This is a genomic window from Serratia sp. FS14 (genome assembly GCF_000695995.1).
GTDB lineage: Bacteria > Pseudomonadota > Gammaproteobacteria > Enterobacterales > Enterobacteriaceae > Serratia > Serratia nematodiphila.
This window is the reverse complement of sequence record NZ_CP005927.1, coordinates 3,332,937-3,347,896: the sequence shown is the minus strand read 5'-3', so window position 1 is coordinate 3,347,896 and position 14,960 is coordinate 3,332,937. Positions and strand designations below refer to the sequence as shown.

The following is a 14,960-nucleotide window of genomic DNA, read 5'->3' as shown; positions in this document are numbered from 1 at the left end:
CGGGGCTTTTTGTTGCTGGCTAGCGGCGCATTACAGCGGATCGACCTTCAGGCATGAAACCGCATGACGGAAACTGCCCTCCAGCAGCGGACGCGTCTTGGCGCACTCCGGCCCGGCGATCGGGCAGCGGGTGCGGAACACGCAGCCGGACGGCGGGTTGATCGGCGAAGGCAGCTCCCCTTCCAACAGCTGGATCTGCTTTTCCTTCTCCTTGTCCGGATCCGGGATCGGCACCGCCGACATCAACGCCTTGGTGTAAGGGTGCTGCGGATTGTGGTACACCTCGTCATAGGTGCCCAGCTCCACCGCATGACCCAGGTACATCACCAGCACGCGATCGGAAATGTGCTTCACCACCGCCAAATCGTGGGCGATAAAGATCAATGACAGGCCCATCTCGCGCTGCAGCTGCTGCAGCAGGTTTACCACCTGCGCCTGAATCGACACGTCCAACGCGGAAACCGGCTCGTCGCAGATCACCAGCTTCGGTTCGAGGATCAGCGCGCGCGCGATGCCGATGCGCTGGCATTGGCCGCCGGAGAACTCGTGCGGATAACGGTTGATCAGGTTAGGCAGCAGGCCGACCTTCAGCATCATCGCCTTGACCTTGTCCTTCACTTCCTGACGCGGCATTTTCGGGTAGTAAGTGCGCAGCGGCTCGGCGATGATTTCGCCGATGGTCATGCGCGGGTTGAGCGAGGCCAGCGGATCCTGGAAGATCATCTGGATATCGCTGCGGGTTTTGCGCCAGTCGGCGTCGTTCATGCCCAGCAGATCTTTACCCAGCCAGGCGACGCGCCCGCTGGTGGCCTTCACCAGGCCGATGATGGCGCGCGCGAAGGTGGATTTGCCGCAGCCGGATTCGCCGACCACGCCCAGGGTTTCCCCCTCGAACAGCCGCAGCGTAACGCCATCAACCGCCTTCAGGGTTTTCGGCGGCTGCCAAAACCACTGCTTGTCGTCATGAATGTCGAAGTGCACTTTCAGATCGGCCACTTCGAGCAGCACTTTCTTGTCGGTTACCGCTGTCATACCAACGCCTCCACCGGTTTAAAGCAGGCGCGCAGGCGCCCTTCCCCAAATTGCTCCAATGGCGGAGCGCTCGCGCACTGTTCCATGGCGTACGGGCAGCGCGGCTGGAACGGGCAACCTTTCGGCAGCCGCAGCAGGTTCGGCGGGTTGCCGGGAATGGTCAGCAACGCTTCGCCTTCGGCGTCGAGGCGCGGCACCGCGTTCAACAACCCGATGGAGTACGGGTGGCTCGGCTGGTAGAACACCTCGCGCGCGCTGCCGTATTCCATGGTGCGGCCGGCGTACATCACCAGCACCTTGTTGCAGATGCCGGCCACCACGCCCAGATCGTGGGTGATCATGATGATGGCGGTGTTGAACTCGCGCTTGAGCTCATTGAGCAGCGTCATGATCTGCGCCTGAACGGTCACGTCCAGCGCGGTAGTCGGCTCGTCGGCGATCAGCAGCTTCGGCCGGCACAGCAGCGCCATGGCGATCATCACGCGCTGGCGCATGCCGCCGGAAAACTCATGCGGATACATGCGCATGCGCTTGCGCGCTTCCGGCATTTTCACCGCGTCGAGCATGCGCACCGACTCTTCGAAGGCTTCGCTTTTGCTCATTTTCTTATGCAGCATCAGCACTTCCATCAGCTGTTCGCCAACGCGCATATACGGGTTGAGCGAGGTCATCGGGTCCTGGAAGATCATCGAGATCTCTTCGGCCCGCAGCTTGTTGAGCTGGTTTTCCGGCAGGTTGAGGATTTCGCGGCCGTTGAATTTGGCCGAGCCGCCGATGCGGCCATTGCTGGCCAGCAACCCCATCAGGGCGAACGCGGTCTGCGATTTGCCGGAGCCGGATTCGCCGACGATGCCCAGCGTTTCACCGGCGCGCAGATCGAAGTTCAGATCGTTCACCGCCGTCACATCGCCGTCCGGGGTGGAAAACGTGACGCGCAGGTCTTTCACGTCCAGCAGCGGCGACGCTTTAACGCCGACGGCGGTTTGCAGCTCAGGATGTTCAATGGTGCTCATGGTGGCACTCCTTAACGATCTTTCGGGTCGAGGGCGTCACGCAGGCCATCGCCGATGAAGTTGAAACAGAACAGAGTGACAACCAGGAAACCCGCCGGGAACAGCAGCAACCACGGTGAAACTTCCATTGAGTTGGCGCCGTCGCTGAGCAATGCGCCCCAGCTGCTCAGCGGCTCCTGCGTACCCAGCCCCAGGAAGCTGAGGAAGGATTCGAACAGGATCATGCTCGGCACCAGCAACGAGGCATACACCACCACCACGCCGAGCACGTTCGGCACGATATGCCGCAGCACGATGTTGCGCGTGGAGACGCCGCACACCAGCGCCGCTTCGATAAACTCCTTGCGCTTCAGACCGAGGGTTTGGCCGCGCACGATACGCGCCATGTCCAACCACGACACCATGCCGATCGCCACGAAGATCAGCAGGATATTCTGGCCGAAGAAGGTCACCAGCAGGATCACGAAGAACATGAACGGGAAGGAGTTGAGGATCTCCAGCAGGCGCATCATCACCGAGTCGATCTTGCCGCCCAGATAGCCGGACATCGCGCCGTACAGGGTGCCGACGATCACCGCCACCAGCGCCGCCGCCACGCCGACCATCAGCGAGATGCGCCCGCCGATCGCCACGCGCACCAGCAGATCGCGCCCGGAGGAGTCGGTGCCGAAATAGTGCCCCGATTCAACGCTGGGTGCGGCGGACATCATCGCCCAATCGGTATCGTCGTAGGCGAATTGCGACAGCATCGGTGCCAGCACCACAAACAGTGTGATCAGCGCCAGTATGAACAGGCTGCTGACCGCCGCGCGGTTGTGCATAAAACGCCGACGCGCGTCTTGCCACAGGCTGCGCCCTTCCACTTCCAGCTTCTCGCTGAAGTGTTCCAGAGCTTCGCTGTTCTTTTTAGTCAACATCATTCGCGTGCTCCAGATTAATAACGGATTTTCGGATCGATGACCGCATACAGCACATCGACGATCGCGTTGAACAGAATGGTCAGAGCGCCCACCAGAATGGTCAGGCTCAACACCAGGGAGTAGTCGCGGTTCAGCGCGCCGTTAACGAACAGCTGGCCGATCCCCGGCAGACCGTAGATGGTTTCGATCACCATTGAACCGGTGATGATCCCGACGAACGCCGGGCCCATGTAGGACAGCACCGGCAACAGCGCCGGCTTCAGCGCGTGGCGGAAAATGATGCGACGCATCGGCAAGCCTTTGGCGCGCGCGGTGCGGATGAAGTTGGAGTGCAACACTTCAATCATCGAGCCGCGCGTGATACGGGCGATGCTGGCGATATAGGCCAGCGACAACGCCACCATCGGCAAGATGATGAACTTAGGCGCACCGCCGTTCCAGCCGCCGCCCGGCAGCCATTTCAACGTGATGGCGAAGATCAGCACCAACAGCGGCGCCACCACGAAACTGGGTATCACCACCCCGGTCATGGCGAACCCCATCACCGTATAGTCCCATTTGGTGTTCTGGTTCAGCGCGGCGATCACACCGGCGCTCACGCCCAGCACCACCGCCAGCAGAAACGCGGCCAGACCGAGTTTGGCGGAGACCGGGAAAGAGCTGGCCACCAAATCGTTGACCGAATAATCCTTGTATTTAAAGGACGGGCCGAAGTCTCCCTGCGCAAGCTGCGCCAGATAATGACCGTACTGTTTCCAGATCGGGTCGTTCAAATGATATTTGGCTTCGATATTCGCCATGACTTCCGGCGGCAATGCGCGTTCCCCGGTAAATGGACTGCCGGGCGCCAGGCGCATCATGAAGAATGAGATGGTAATAAGGATAAATAGTGTCGGGATCGCTTCCAACAAGCGACGAAGTATAAATTTAAGCATTGCCCTAACCCTGTGCGACAGCCTGATAACGGCTTATTATTCTCAACATGGGCCGGCGGCCAAGCCGCCGGCTCTTACCGTATCAATGCTTGATGATGTACAGGTTTTTGTCGTACACGTTATCAAGCGGGTCTTTGCCGGTGTAGCCACCGACGTAAGGTTTCACCAAACGGGCGTTCACATAGTAATACAGCGGAACGATGGCGGAATCTTTATCCAGCTGAACTTCCGCTTTCTGATACAGATCGGCGCGCTCGTCTTTGGTCTTCGCGGTCAACACGTTGGCCATCAGCTTGTCGAACTCGGCGCTCTTGTAGTGCGGGGTGTTACTGCTGCTGTCGGACAGCATCATGTTCAGGAACGAACTCGGCTCGTTGTAATCGGCACACCAGCCGGCGCGCGCCACGTCATAGGTCCCCTGATGGCGGGTATCCAGGAAGGTTTTCCACTCCTGGTTCACCAGCTTCACGTCCACGCCCAGGTTTTTCTTCCAGATGGAGGCTGCGGCGATCGCCAGCTTCTTGTGCAAGTCGGAGGTGTTGTACAGCAGGGAGAAGGTCAGCGGTTTACCCGGGCCGTAGCCGGCGTCCGCCAGCAGTTTCTTCGCCACTTCGTTGCGTTTTTCCTGCGTCCAGCCGAACCACTCCGGCGGGGTCAGCTTGGCACCGTCGGTGTATGGCGGCGTAAAGCTGTAGGCCGGCAGATCGCCCTGGTTTTTCACCTTGTTGACGATAATGTCGCGGTCCATGCCCAGCTTCAGCGCTTCACGCACGCGCGCATCGGTGAACGGCGCTTTCTGGTTGTTGATTTCGTAGTAGTAGGTGCACAGATAAGGATCGACGTGCACCTCTTTCGGGATCTCTTTCTTCAACTTCTGGAACAGTTCGATCGGCATGTTGTTGTAGGTCATGTCGATTTCACCGGTGCGGTAGCGGTTAACGTCGGTCACTTCCGACGAAATAGGCAGGAACGTCACTTTATTGATGATGGTTTTGGCGTTATCCCAATATTCCGGGTTACGTTCCAGTACGATGCGTTCGTTGACAATCCAGTCTTTCAGTTTGTAAGCGCCGTTGCTGACATAGTTGGCCGGCAGCGTCCACTTCTCGCCAAACTTCTCCACCGCGTCCTTATAGACCGGTTTCATGGCGTAGTGCGGGGTCATTTCAACCAGATAAGGCACCGGCTCGCTCAGGGTCACCTGGAAAGTGTGGTCGTCGATGGCCTTCACGCCCAGCGTCGACTTGTCTTTTTTACCGGCGATGATGTCATCGACGTTTTCCACATGGGCGTACTGCAGGTAGCTGGCGTAAGGCGACGCGGTTTTCGGATCCACTACGCGCTGCCAACTGTAGACGAAATCTTGCGCCGTCACCGGCTTGCCGTTGGACCATTTGGCGTCTTTGCGCAGGTGGAAGGTCCAGATTTTGAAATCCTTGTTATCCCAGCTTTCCGCGACGCCCGGCACGATGGAACCATCCGGGCTGTTGTTCGCCAGGCCTTCCATCAGATCGCGGGTCACGTTGTTTTCCGGCACGCCCTCGATTTTATGCGGGTCAAGCGACTGCACTTCGGAACCGTTGTTTTTGACGATTTCTTGCTTGTCGGCCAGTTGCACGCCTGCAGGAACGTCGGCCGCGAAGGCGGAGGTGGTTGCTGTGATGCCGAGTGCGGCGATGACGCCGGCGGCAATGAGGGTTTTCTTCGTGATGTTGGTCATACTTATCGACTCCAGTTTTTTATTATCACAGGCTCTTCGTGGAGCCTGCGTTGCCCGTAAGCGGACTCTGTTTTCCCGCCGCTGCGGAACGAATGCGGCGGCGGGCCTTCCCCATATTCCCCTGCGGTTCAGCGTGAGGAATACCCCTTTTACTGCTTGATGATGTACAGATTTTTAACGTCGGTATAGTCCAGCGGATCTTTGCCGGTGAACCCGCCAACCGTCGGCTTAATCAACCGCGCGCTGACGCGGTAATACACCGGGATCAACGCGGAGTCTTTGTCCAGTTGCGCTTCTGCCTGCTGATAGAGCGCGGCGCGCGCGGCCTCATCCGGCGCCTTCAGGGTGGCGGCCATGATGGCGTCGAACGCCGGGCTCTTATAAAACACGGTATTGATGCTGCTGTTGGACAGCACCAGGTTCAGGAACGCGCTGGGCTCGTTGTAATCCCCGCACCAGGTGGCGCGCGCCACGTCGTATTGCCCCTGATGGCGGCTTTCCAGCGAGGTCTTCCACTCCTGATTGCGCAGCGTGACGTCGGCGCCGAGGTTCTTTTTCCACATCGACGCGGCGGCGATCGCCTGCTGTTTGTTTTGATCGGAGGTGTTGTACAGCAGCGAGAACTTCAGCGGCTTGGCGTCGCTGTAACCCGCTTCCGCCAGCAGTTTCTTGGCTTCGGCGTTGCGCTGTTCCTGGCTCCAGCCGGCCCAGGCGGGCTGCGTGAAGTTGGCGCCTTCGGTGAAGGTTGGCGTGAAACTGTAGGCCGGGATCTGCCCCTGGCCCATGATCTTGTTGGCGATGATGTCGCGATCCAGCGTCATCTTCACCGCCGCACGCACCCGCGGATCGGTGAACGGCGCCCGCTGGTTATTGAGTTCGTAATAGAAAGTGCACAGATAAGGGTTAACGTGCAGTTGCTCGGGCACTTCGCGTTTCATTTTGACGTACAGGTACGGCGGAATGGCGCTGTTGGTGATGTCGATCTCGCCGCTGCGGAAGCGGTTGACGTCGCTGACTTCGGAAGCGATCGGCAGGAAGGTCGCCTGATTGATCACCGTCTGCTTGTTGTTCCAGTAGCTCGGGCTGCGCTCCAGCACAATGCGCTCGTTCACCACCCACTCTTTCAGACGGTAAGCGCCGTTGCCGACGTAGTTGGCGGGCAACGTCCATTTGTCGCCGAATTTCTCCACTACCGCGCGCTTTACCGGTTTGAGCGACGTGTGGCTCAGCATGCTGATGAAATACGGCACCGGTTCGCTCAGCGTCACCTGCAGCGTCTGGTCGTCCAGCGCCTTGACGCCGAGGGCCTGTGGAGGCTTCTTACCGGTCAGGATATCGTCGATATTGTCGACTTTGGTGTACTGCAGGTAGCTGGCATAGGGCGAGGCGATTTTCGGATCGGCCAGGCGCTGCCAGCTGTAGACGAAGTCTTGCGCGGTCACCGGGCTGCCGTCGCTCCACACCGCGCCGGGGCGCAGGTGGAAGGTCCATTGCCGATAATCCTGGTTTGCCCAGCTCGCCGCCGCCGCCGGCACCACATGCCCGTTGGCGTCGGTGCTCACCAGCCCTTCCAGCAGGTTAAGAATGATATTGCTTTCCGGTACGCCCTCGACCTTATGCGGATCCAATGAAGCCACTTCGCTGCCGTTGTTGATCACAATATTCTGCTGCTGCGCCAACTGAACGCCGGCCGGCACTTCCGCCGCCAAACTGCTATTTATGGCGCCGACGCTCAGCGCGCCGCTAATCAACAAGGTCAAAGAAGTGCGCTTCAGGGTTTGCTGCATAATCGAGGCTCCTTTTCACCGACAAACATCGCTTATCGAAGTTTGTGAAGTGTTTATAAGAATTCTAAATAAACGGATACCAGCAAAAATCATTCCCGTTTTTATGGCGCATTTCAGTTAATTGACCACGGGAAAGTTGCTCGGAAATTAGCAGAAGCCAAATTCCATAGCCAATAAATTTTACGAAAATGTTAAGCAATTCTCTTTTGTCGCACGAAGCCCGATCCGGCCCCCAAGATAGAGGACGCGGAGAAACAAAATCATCGCCATGATTTTAAAGAAAAAAAGACGAAATCATTTCATTTGAAACCATCAACGCAATCTCATTACCGCACAAAGAAACATTCAGTTAACAATCCAGGCATTCAAAGAACAAACACCTGCCTATGGTCGGTTAATCACTAATAACACCTGGATGAAAGTGAGACAAGCCCCACAGAATGATGTGATTAATTTAACAACAGCTTTACCGTTGAGCGGGGGCAAAACGCGCGAAAATGGGGGAAGAAAAGTGTCTGAAATAACGCTTAGCGTTTTTTTTGCACAGCAACATGAGATTTATGCAACATAAGAGTGCAACCGCATAAATTTTATTCATCCTGTGCACTATAATAATGCGAACCAATAAATAATTTAAACTTTAAAATTAATTTTAGCCGCGCCAAGGCGAAAGGTGCGCGGCTAAACAAAGGGTATTACAACAGGCCGGGGAATATCGCCTTAATGCCGGTAACGATAAACTCGATCCCTAGCGCCATCAGCAACAGACCCATGATACGGGTGATCACGTTGATGCCGGTCTGCCCAAGCAAACGCACCAACAGCGGCGCGGCGCGGAACAACAACCAACAGCAAAAGGCGAACAAGGCGATCGCGACCGTAAAGCCGAGCAGGCTTTGCCAGTTGTGATAACGGGAACTCCACACGATGGTGGAACTGATCGCCCCCGGCCCCGCCATCAGCGGCAGCGCTAACGGCACCACGCCGATGCTCTCGCGGATCGCGCTCTCCGATTTTTCCTGTTTGTTCTGTTTGTCTTCTCCCAGCTTGCCGCTGATCATCGACATGGCGATGGTCACCACCAGAATACCGCCGGCGATGCGGAACGAATCGATGGAGATGCCGAACATCCGCAAGATCCCTTCGCCCAGGAACAGCGATGTCCACAGAATAATGGCGACCGACAGGTTGGCGGTCAGGTTGGTTTTATTGCGCCCTGCTTCCGCCTGGTAGCTGGTCATGCTGATAAACACCGGCAAGATGCCCACCGGGTTGACCAGCGCAAACAGACCGACAAAGAACTTGATAAAGCCGGAAAGATCCAACAGAGATTGGCCCACAGATGGCTCCGCGTTAAGTGCTATAAAAAGGTGTGCTGCCTATGCGCGCTAATGTAATGGAATTGCCGCGGGTAATCCATCCGGCCAGAGCAGCATTTTTGACTACCAGCAAGTTAGGCAACAAAACAAATGCCCTTTGTTAAAGTGATGTATGGCCTTTTGATTTTTTATGTTGAAAAAAGAGTCATCGATCACAGTTATTGATAATCACTCTCAACACCGTCAAGCTGAAAGGTGTCAGCTTGCACTTTTCATGATTTAGATCACAAATCAACTACCCAACAGTGGGTAAGCTCTTAGTCGTAGTCAGGGAGTAGAACAAAGTCGGTGGCAATCCAGCCGGTTCCGTTCTCTTCACTGCCTGCCCCTCCGGTTGGCGCAGGGTAAAGCTCTTTAAGCAAATCAGCAGCATGCGAAGAAATAACGCGGGAAACCCCCGGTATTCGAATCACCGTTTATTCCCGTTATGACTATACTAGTGGCTCGCACGGCTTATTTACTGAAAGAGTTTAACATTATCAGGAGAGCATTATGGCTGTAACGAATGTCGCTGAACTGAACGAGCTTGTCGCACGTGTCAAAAAAGCCCAGCGCGAATATGCCAACTTCACTCAAGAGCAAGTGGATAAAATCTTCCGCGCTGCCGCCCTCGCCGCTGCTGATGCCCGTATCCCGTTGGCCAAAATGGCCGTGGAAGAATCCGGAATGGGTATCGTCGAAGACAAAGTGATCAAAAACCACTTCGCTTCCGAGTACATCTACAACGCCTATAAAGATGAAAAAACCTGTGGCATCCTGTCTGAAGATGACACTTTCGGTACCATCACCATCGCCGAACCTATCGGCCTGATTTGCGGTATCGTCCCTACCACCAACCCAACTTCTACCGCGATCTTCAAAGCGCTGATCAGCCTGAAAACCCGTAACGGCATCATCTTCTCGCCGCACCCGCGTGCGAAGAATGCCACCAATAAAGCCGCCGATATCGTGCTGCAAGCCGCTATCGCCGCCGGCGCGCCGAAAGACATCATAGGTTGGATCGACCAACCTACCGTCGAGCTGTCCAACCAGCTGATGCACCACCCTGACATCAACCTGATCCTGGCCACCGGTGGCCCGGGCATGGTGAAAGCCGCCTACAGCTCCGGCAAACCGGCCATCGGCGTCGGCGCCGGTAATACGCCGGTCGTGGTAGACGAAACCGCAGACATCAAGCGCGTGGTCGCCTCTATCCTGATGTCCAAAACCTTCGACAGCGGCGTTATCTGCGCTTCCGAACAGTCAGTCATCGTCGTTGACGCTATCTATGATGCGGTACGTGAACGCTTCGCTTCCCACGGCGGCTATCTGCTGCAGGGTAAAGAACTGAAAGCGGTGCAGGACATCATCCTGAAAAACGGCGGTCTAAATGCGGCCATCGTCGGGCAATCCGCACCGAAAATCGCCGAAATGGCAGGTATCAAAGTGCCGGCCAACACAAAAGTGCTGATCGGTGAAGTGAAGCTGGTCGACGAGTCCGAACCTTTCGCACATGAAAAACTGTCGCCTACCCTGGCGATGTACCGTGCCAAAGACTTCGAAGACGCGGTCGCCAAAGCCGAAAAACTGGTCGCCATGGGCGGTATCGGCCACACCTCCTGCCTGTACACCGACCAGGATAACCAAACGGCTCGCATCGCCTACTTCGGCGATAAAATGAAAACGGCTCGCATCCTGATCAACACCCCGGCTTCTCAGGGCGGTATCGGCGACCTGTACAACTTCAAACTCGCGCCTTCGCTGACGCTGGGTTGCGGTTCCTGGGGTGGCAACTCCATCTCTGAAAACGTCGGACCTAAACACCTGATCAACAAGAAAACTGTAGCGAAGCGAGCAGAAAACATGTTGTGGCACAAACTTCCGAAATCGATCTACTTCCGCCGTGGCTCGCTGCCTATCGCGCTGGAAGAAGTGGCGACCGACGGGGCGAAACGCGCCTTCATCGTGACCGACCGTTTCCTGTTCAACAACGGCTATGCTGACCAGATCACCAAGGTTCTGAAGTCTCACGGCATCGAAACCGAAGTGTTCTTCGAAGTGGAAGCCGATCCGACGCTGAGCATCGTGCGTAAAGGCGCCGAGCAGATGAACTCCTTCAAACCGGACGTCATCATCGCGCTGGGCGGCGGTTCGCCGATGGACGCCGCGAAAATCATGTGGGTGCTGTACGAACATCCTGAAACCCACTTCGAGGATCTGGCGCTGCGCTTCATGGACATCCGCAAGCGTATCTACAAATTCCCGAAAATGGGCGTGAAAGCGAAAATGATCGCCATCACCACAACCTCAGGTACCGGTTCAGAAGTCACGCCGTTCGCGGTCGTGACCGACGACGCCACCGGGCAGAAATACCCGCTGGCCGACTATGCGCTGACCCCGGACATGGCGATTGTCGACGCCAACCTGGTGATGAACATGCCGAAATCCCTGTGCGCCTTCGGTGGCCTGGATGCGGTGACCCACGCGCTGGAAGCTTACGTGTCAGTGCTGGCGAACGAATACTCCGACGGCCAGGCGCTGCAGGCGCTGAAACTGTTGAAAGAGTATCTGCCGGCCAGCTACAAAGAAGGCGCGAAAAACCCGGTTGCCCGTGAACGCGTGCACAACGCCGCCACCATCGCCGGTATCGCTTTCGCCAACGCCTTCCTCGGGGTTTGTCACTCCATGGCGCACAAACTGGGTTCGGAGTTCCACATTCCGCACGGCCTGGCCAATGCGATGCTGATTTCCAACGTCATTCGCTACAACGCGAACGACAACCCGACCAAGCAGACGGCCTTCAGCCAGTACGACCGCCCTCAGGCGCGCCGCCGCTACGCTGAAATCGCCGACCACCTCGGCCTGAGCGCACCGGGCGACCGCACCGCGCAGAAGATTGAGAAACTGCTGGCCTGGCTGGACGAGCTGAAAACCGAGCTGGGCATCCCAACCTCCATCCGTGAGGCGGGTGTGCAGGAGGCGGACTTCCTGGCGAAAGTCGACAAGCTGTCGGAAGACGCGTTCGACGACCAATGCACCGGCGCCAACCCACGCTATCCGCTGATTGCCGAACTGAAGCAAATCATGCTGGATACCTTCTACGGCCGCGAATTCAGCGAAACAGTCGAAGAGGAAGCGACAGCTCCGGCTGCAGCCAAAGCCGCGGTAAAGAAGTCCAAGAAATAACAGTTTCGTGAACCGATAAAAAAACCCGCCAAACGGCGGGTTTTTTATTGCGCCGGAGGCGCTGCATTTCGACTCACGCCGCCAAAACGCCTCAGCGGGCTTTGGCGGCGTTTTCTCCCCTACTCCAGGGAGTGAATCGCCTCTTTATAATGCTTGCGGCAGACGGAGACATAGCTCTCGTTACCGCCAATCACCACCTGCTCACCGGCGTGCATCGCCTGGCCGTTTTCATCCAACCGCAACACCATATTGGCTTTGCGCCCACAGTGACAGATGGTTTTCAATTCCACCAGCTTATCGGCCCAGGCCAGCAAATATTGGCTGCCGGTAAACAGCTCACCGAGAAAATCGGTACGCAGGCCGTAGCACAATACGGGAATGTCCAGTTGGTCCACCACATCACACAATTGCTCAACCTGCGCCTTGGTCAGGAACTGGCTTTCATCCAGCAGTACACAATGCACCGGCTGCTGTTGATGCTCTTGCTGAATCATGGCGTACAGCATCGAGTCGTTGTTATAGAGCTGGGCCTGCGAGGATAAACCGATGCGCGAGCTGACCTTACCTACGCCAAAGCGGTGATCGATCTCCGCAGTGAACACCAGCGTGCGCATACCACGTTCTTGATAGTTATATGAAGACTGTAGCAGCGCGGTGGACTTGCCGGCATTCATCGCAGAGTAATAAAAATAAAGTTGAGCCATGGCCCCGCAACTCCGATGGTATAAGAAATATTCAAATGTCGATTAGGACGGTAAGTGTACCATAAGCCGCCCCCCAGGCTCAGCCCAAAGCGAACGAATATTGCGTTCGCCGTAATAATGCGCTTTCAAGCGAAACATATCGTTCTGTCGGCCCGTTCTTTTTACAGCTATTTACAGGATAATGTATGCCTGTCATCACTATTAATTCTTGCTAATGGTTAACCGCGATCATTTGCCCATTAATGCATAATCACCCTTTCGCCGCGGCGGGTGCCGCAACCGCAACGGCGCGCCAGTCTATTATACACGGGGCCAATACAGGGCATTTAATCACCTCCGCTGTCCCCGACGTTTCCTGACGCAATCTTTACCTATATACCCCTATTGTTTACAATGTCTGCCTTGCCATGACGTGATTAAGCCCACAGAACCCATTGTAATATTGATATAAATTACGGCGATAACTTATCGATGAAAGCCTTGCGACACGCGCCTTTTAAAGCATGCCTGCTGAAATTTTGACTTAAGTGCGACAAGGGTAATAGTTAACAGCCCTTCCTATATTAGTCGGACAGATCCGATTAACGGATTTTTAAAAGGTAAATTTGAGTATTCAAGTCAATTTGGCTATTGCAGAAAAGAAAATAGCGCTCTATTATTATCGAGACGCCCCCCACCAATATAATTTGAGACTAGGACAATGAGCGAAGCATTAAAGATTTTGAACAACATCCGCACTCTGCGCGCCCAGGCAAGAGAATGCACACTGGAAACGCTGGAAGAAATGCTCGAGAAACTGGAAGTTGTTGTGAACGAACGTCGCGAAGAAGACAGCCAGGCTCAAGCAGAAATCGAAGAACGCACCCGTAAACTGCAGCAATACCGCGAAATGCTGATTGCTGACGGTATCGATCCGAATGAACTGCTGCAAACCATGGCTGCCAACAAGGCTGCCGGTAAAGCAAAACGCGCAGCACGTCCTGCTAAATACCAATATAAAGACGAAAACGGCGAATTGAAAACCTGGACCGGCCAAGGCCGTACTCCAGCGGTGATTAAGAAAGCTATCGAAGAGCAAGGTAAATCTCTGGACGATTTCCTGCTGTAATAGCGATTCGGCCCGTATCTGAAAGGCTCCCTGCGGGGGGCCTTTTCATTTTAAAGCTTATCGCCGCGATCCTGCCTCATCCCTTTCCTTTTAGTAAATATCCTAATTCGCATTTTGTTCCTTGCGTGAGGTTCCAGCGATAAAAAAGGGCCCTAAGGCCCCTTTGTCGCATATACCCTCGTTCAATTATTGAACCTGGTAGAATGCCTTATACCAATCAACAAAGCGCTTCACCCCTTCTTCAACGCTGGTTTCCGGCTTAAAACCAATGTCACGATAAAGCTCCGCGGTATCCGCGCTGGTATCCATCACGTCGCCAGGTTGCATTGGCAACATATTCTTGCGGGCAGTTAGCCCCAAAGCCTGCTCCAACGCCGTGATATATTCCATCAGTTTAACGGGGGTGTTATTGCCGATATTATAAACATGATACGGCGCGGAACTGGTCGCCGGCGATCCCTGTTCAACGGTCCATGACGGATCTGCCTGCGGAATAACCGCCTGCAGCCGCACAATCGCCTCGGTGATATCATCAATGTAAGTAAAGTCACGGTGCATTTCACCGTGGTTATATACATCGATACTCTCCCCCGCCAATATGGCCTTGGTAAACTTGAACAGCGCCATATCCGGACGCCCCCAGGGACCATATACGGTAAAGAAGCGTAGCCCCGTCGTCGGGAGACCGTATAAATGAGCGTAACTGTGTGACATCAGCTCATTGGCTTTTTTGGTTGCCGCATACAGTGACACAGGGTGGTCGACCGAATCTTCGGTAGCAAACGGCAACTTGCGATTGAGGCCATAAACAGAACTGGAGGAAGCGTAAAGTAAATGCTCGACCTTATTATGACGGCAGCCTTCCAGAACGTTCAAATGACCGATCAGGTTAGCGTCCGCATAAGCCAACGGGTTGACCAGCGAGTAACGCACGCCGGCTTGGGCACCCAAATGAATGACTCGTTGGAACTGATGCTCGGCGAACAATGTCGCCATGCCTTCACGATCGGCCAAATCCAACTTGATGAAGCGGAATCCCGGCTTATCCGCCAGTCTGTCCAGACGGGCCATTTTCAGGCCCACGTCATAATAGTCATTCAGGTTATCGATGCCGACAACCTGATGCCCGGCGGTCAACAAACGCTCTGCAACGTGATAACCAATAAACCCTGCGGCGCCTGTAACCAGGAATTTCAT

General features: G+C 55.5%; 11 protein-coding genes. 2 read left to right on the top strand and 9 right to left on the bottom strand.

The genetic code is table 11. The features are described from left to right. Nucleotides 1–30: 30 nt before the first annotated feature. From oppF to L085_RS15150, 7 genes are all read right to left on the bottom strand, one after another. A complete protein-coding gene (gene oppF / locus L085_RS15180) occupies nt 31–1,032 on the bottom strand; it encodes a murein tripeptide/oligopeptide ABC transporter ATP binding protein OppF (RefSeq protein ID WP_004932143.1) in 1,002 nt (333 codons plus the stop codon). Further along, nucleotides 1,029–2,045, bottom strand: coding sequence for an ABC transporter ATP-binding protein (locus L085_RS15175; protein ID WP_044031106.1), 1,017 nt, complete (start codon nt 2,043–2,045; stop codon nt 1,029–1,031). Before L085_RS15175 ends, oppF begins: the two co-directional genes overlap by 4 nt. Before the next feature lie 11 nt (nt 2,046–2,056). Next, a complete protein-coding gene (gene oppC, locus L085_RS15170; protein ID WP_004932149.1) occupies nt 2,057–2,965 on the bottom strand; it encodes an oligopeptide ABC transporter permease OppC in 909 nt (302 codons plus the stop codon). Between the two features lie 14 nt (nt 2,966–2,979). Continuing rightward, nucleotides 2,980–3,900 (bottom strand): oligopeptide ABC transporter permease OppB, encoded by a 921-nt coding sequence (gene oppB / locus L085_RS15165; RefSeq protein WP_004932150.1) that lies wholly within the window; start codon nt 3,898–3,900, stop codon nt 2,980–2,982. An 82-nt stretch (nt 3,901–3,982) separates the two neighbouring features. After that, nucleotides 3,983–5,620 (bottom strand): oligopeptide ABC transporter substrate-binding protein OppA, encoded by a 1,638-nt coding sequence (oppA, locus tag L085_RS15160; protein ID WP_044031105.1) that lies wholly within the window; start codon nt 5,618–5,620, stop codon nt 3,983–3,985. A gap of 149 nt (nt 5,621–5,769) precedes the next feature. Continuing rightward, nucleotides 5,770–7,407 (bottom strand): ABC transporter substrate-binding protein, encoded by a 1,638-nt coding sequence (locus L085_RS15155; RefSeq protein ID WP_044031104.1) that lies wholly within the window; start codon nt 7,405–7,407, stop codon nt 5,770–5,772. Nucleotides 7,408–8,102: 695 nt separating this feature from the next. Next, nucleotides 8,103–8,747 carry a YchE family NAAT transporter gene (locus L085_RS15150; protein WP_015378089.1) on the bottom strand — a complete coding sequence of 215 codons (645 nt, stop codon included), beginning with the start codon at nt 8,745–8,747 and terminating at the stop codon, nt 8,103–8,105. Nucleotides 8,748–9,278: 531 nt separating this feature from the next. Between L085_RS15150 and adhE the strand changes: the two genes are divergently transcribed. After that, complete coding sequence (adhE, locus tag L085_RS15145; protein ID WP_044031103.1) at nt 9,279–11,951, top strand: bifunctional acetaldehyde-CoA/alcohol dehydrogenase; 2,673 nt, start codon at nt 9,279–9,281, stop codon at nt 11,949–11,951. Nucleotides 11,952–12,070: 119 nt separating this feature from the next. Here the strand turns inward: adhE and L085_RS15140 are convergent, their stop codons facing one another. Continuing rightward, entirely contained in the window at nt 12,071–12,655 is a 585-nt protein-coding gene (locus tag L085_RS15140) for a thymidine kinase (protein WP_015378091.1), read from the bottom strand. Nucleotides 12,656–13,355: 700 nt separating this feature from the next. Between L085_RS15140 and hns the strand changes: the two genes are divergently transcribed. Beyond that, nucleotides 13,356–13,763, top strand: a complete 408-nt coding sequence (hns, locus tag L085_RS15135; protein ID WP_004932170.1) for a histone-like nucleoid-structuring protein H-NS — start codon at nt 13,356–13,358, stop codon at nt 13,761–13,763. A 186-nt stretch (nt 13,764–13,949) separates the two neighbouring features. On the opposite strand, the gene L085_RS15130 is transcribed toward hns, so the two are convergent. Further along, nucleotides 13,950–14,960 carry an NAD-dependent epimerase gene (locus L085_RS15130; RefSeq protein ID WP_015378092.1) on the bottom strand — a complete coding sequence of 337 codons (1,011 nt, stop codon included), beginning with the start codon at nt 14,958–14,960 and terminating at the stop codon, nt 13,950–13,952.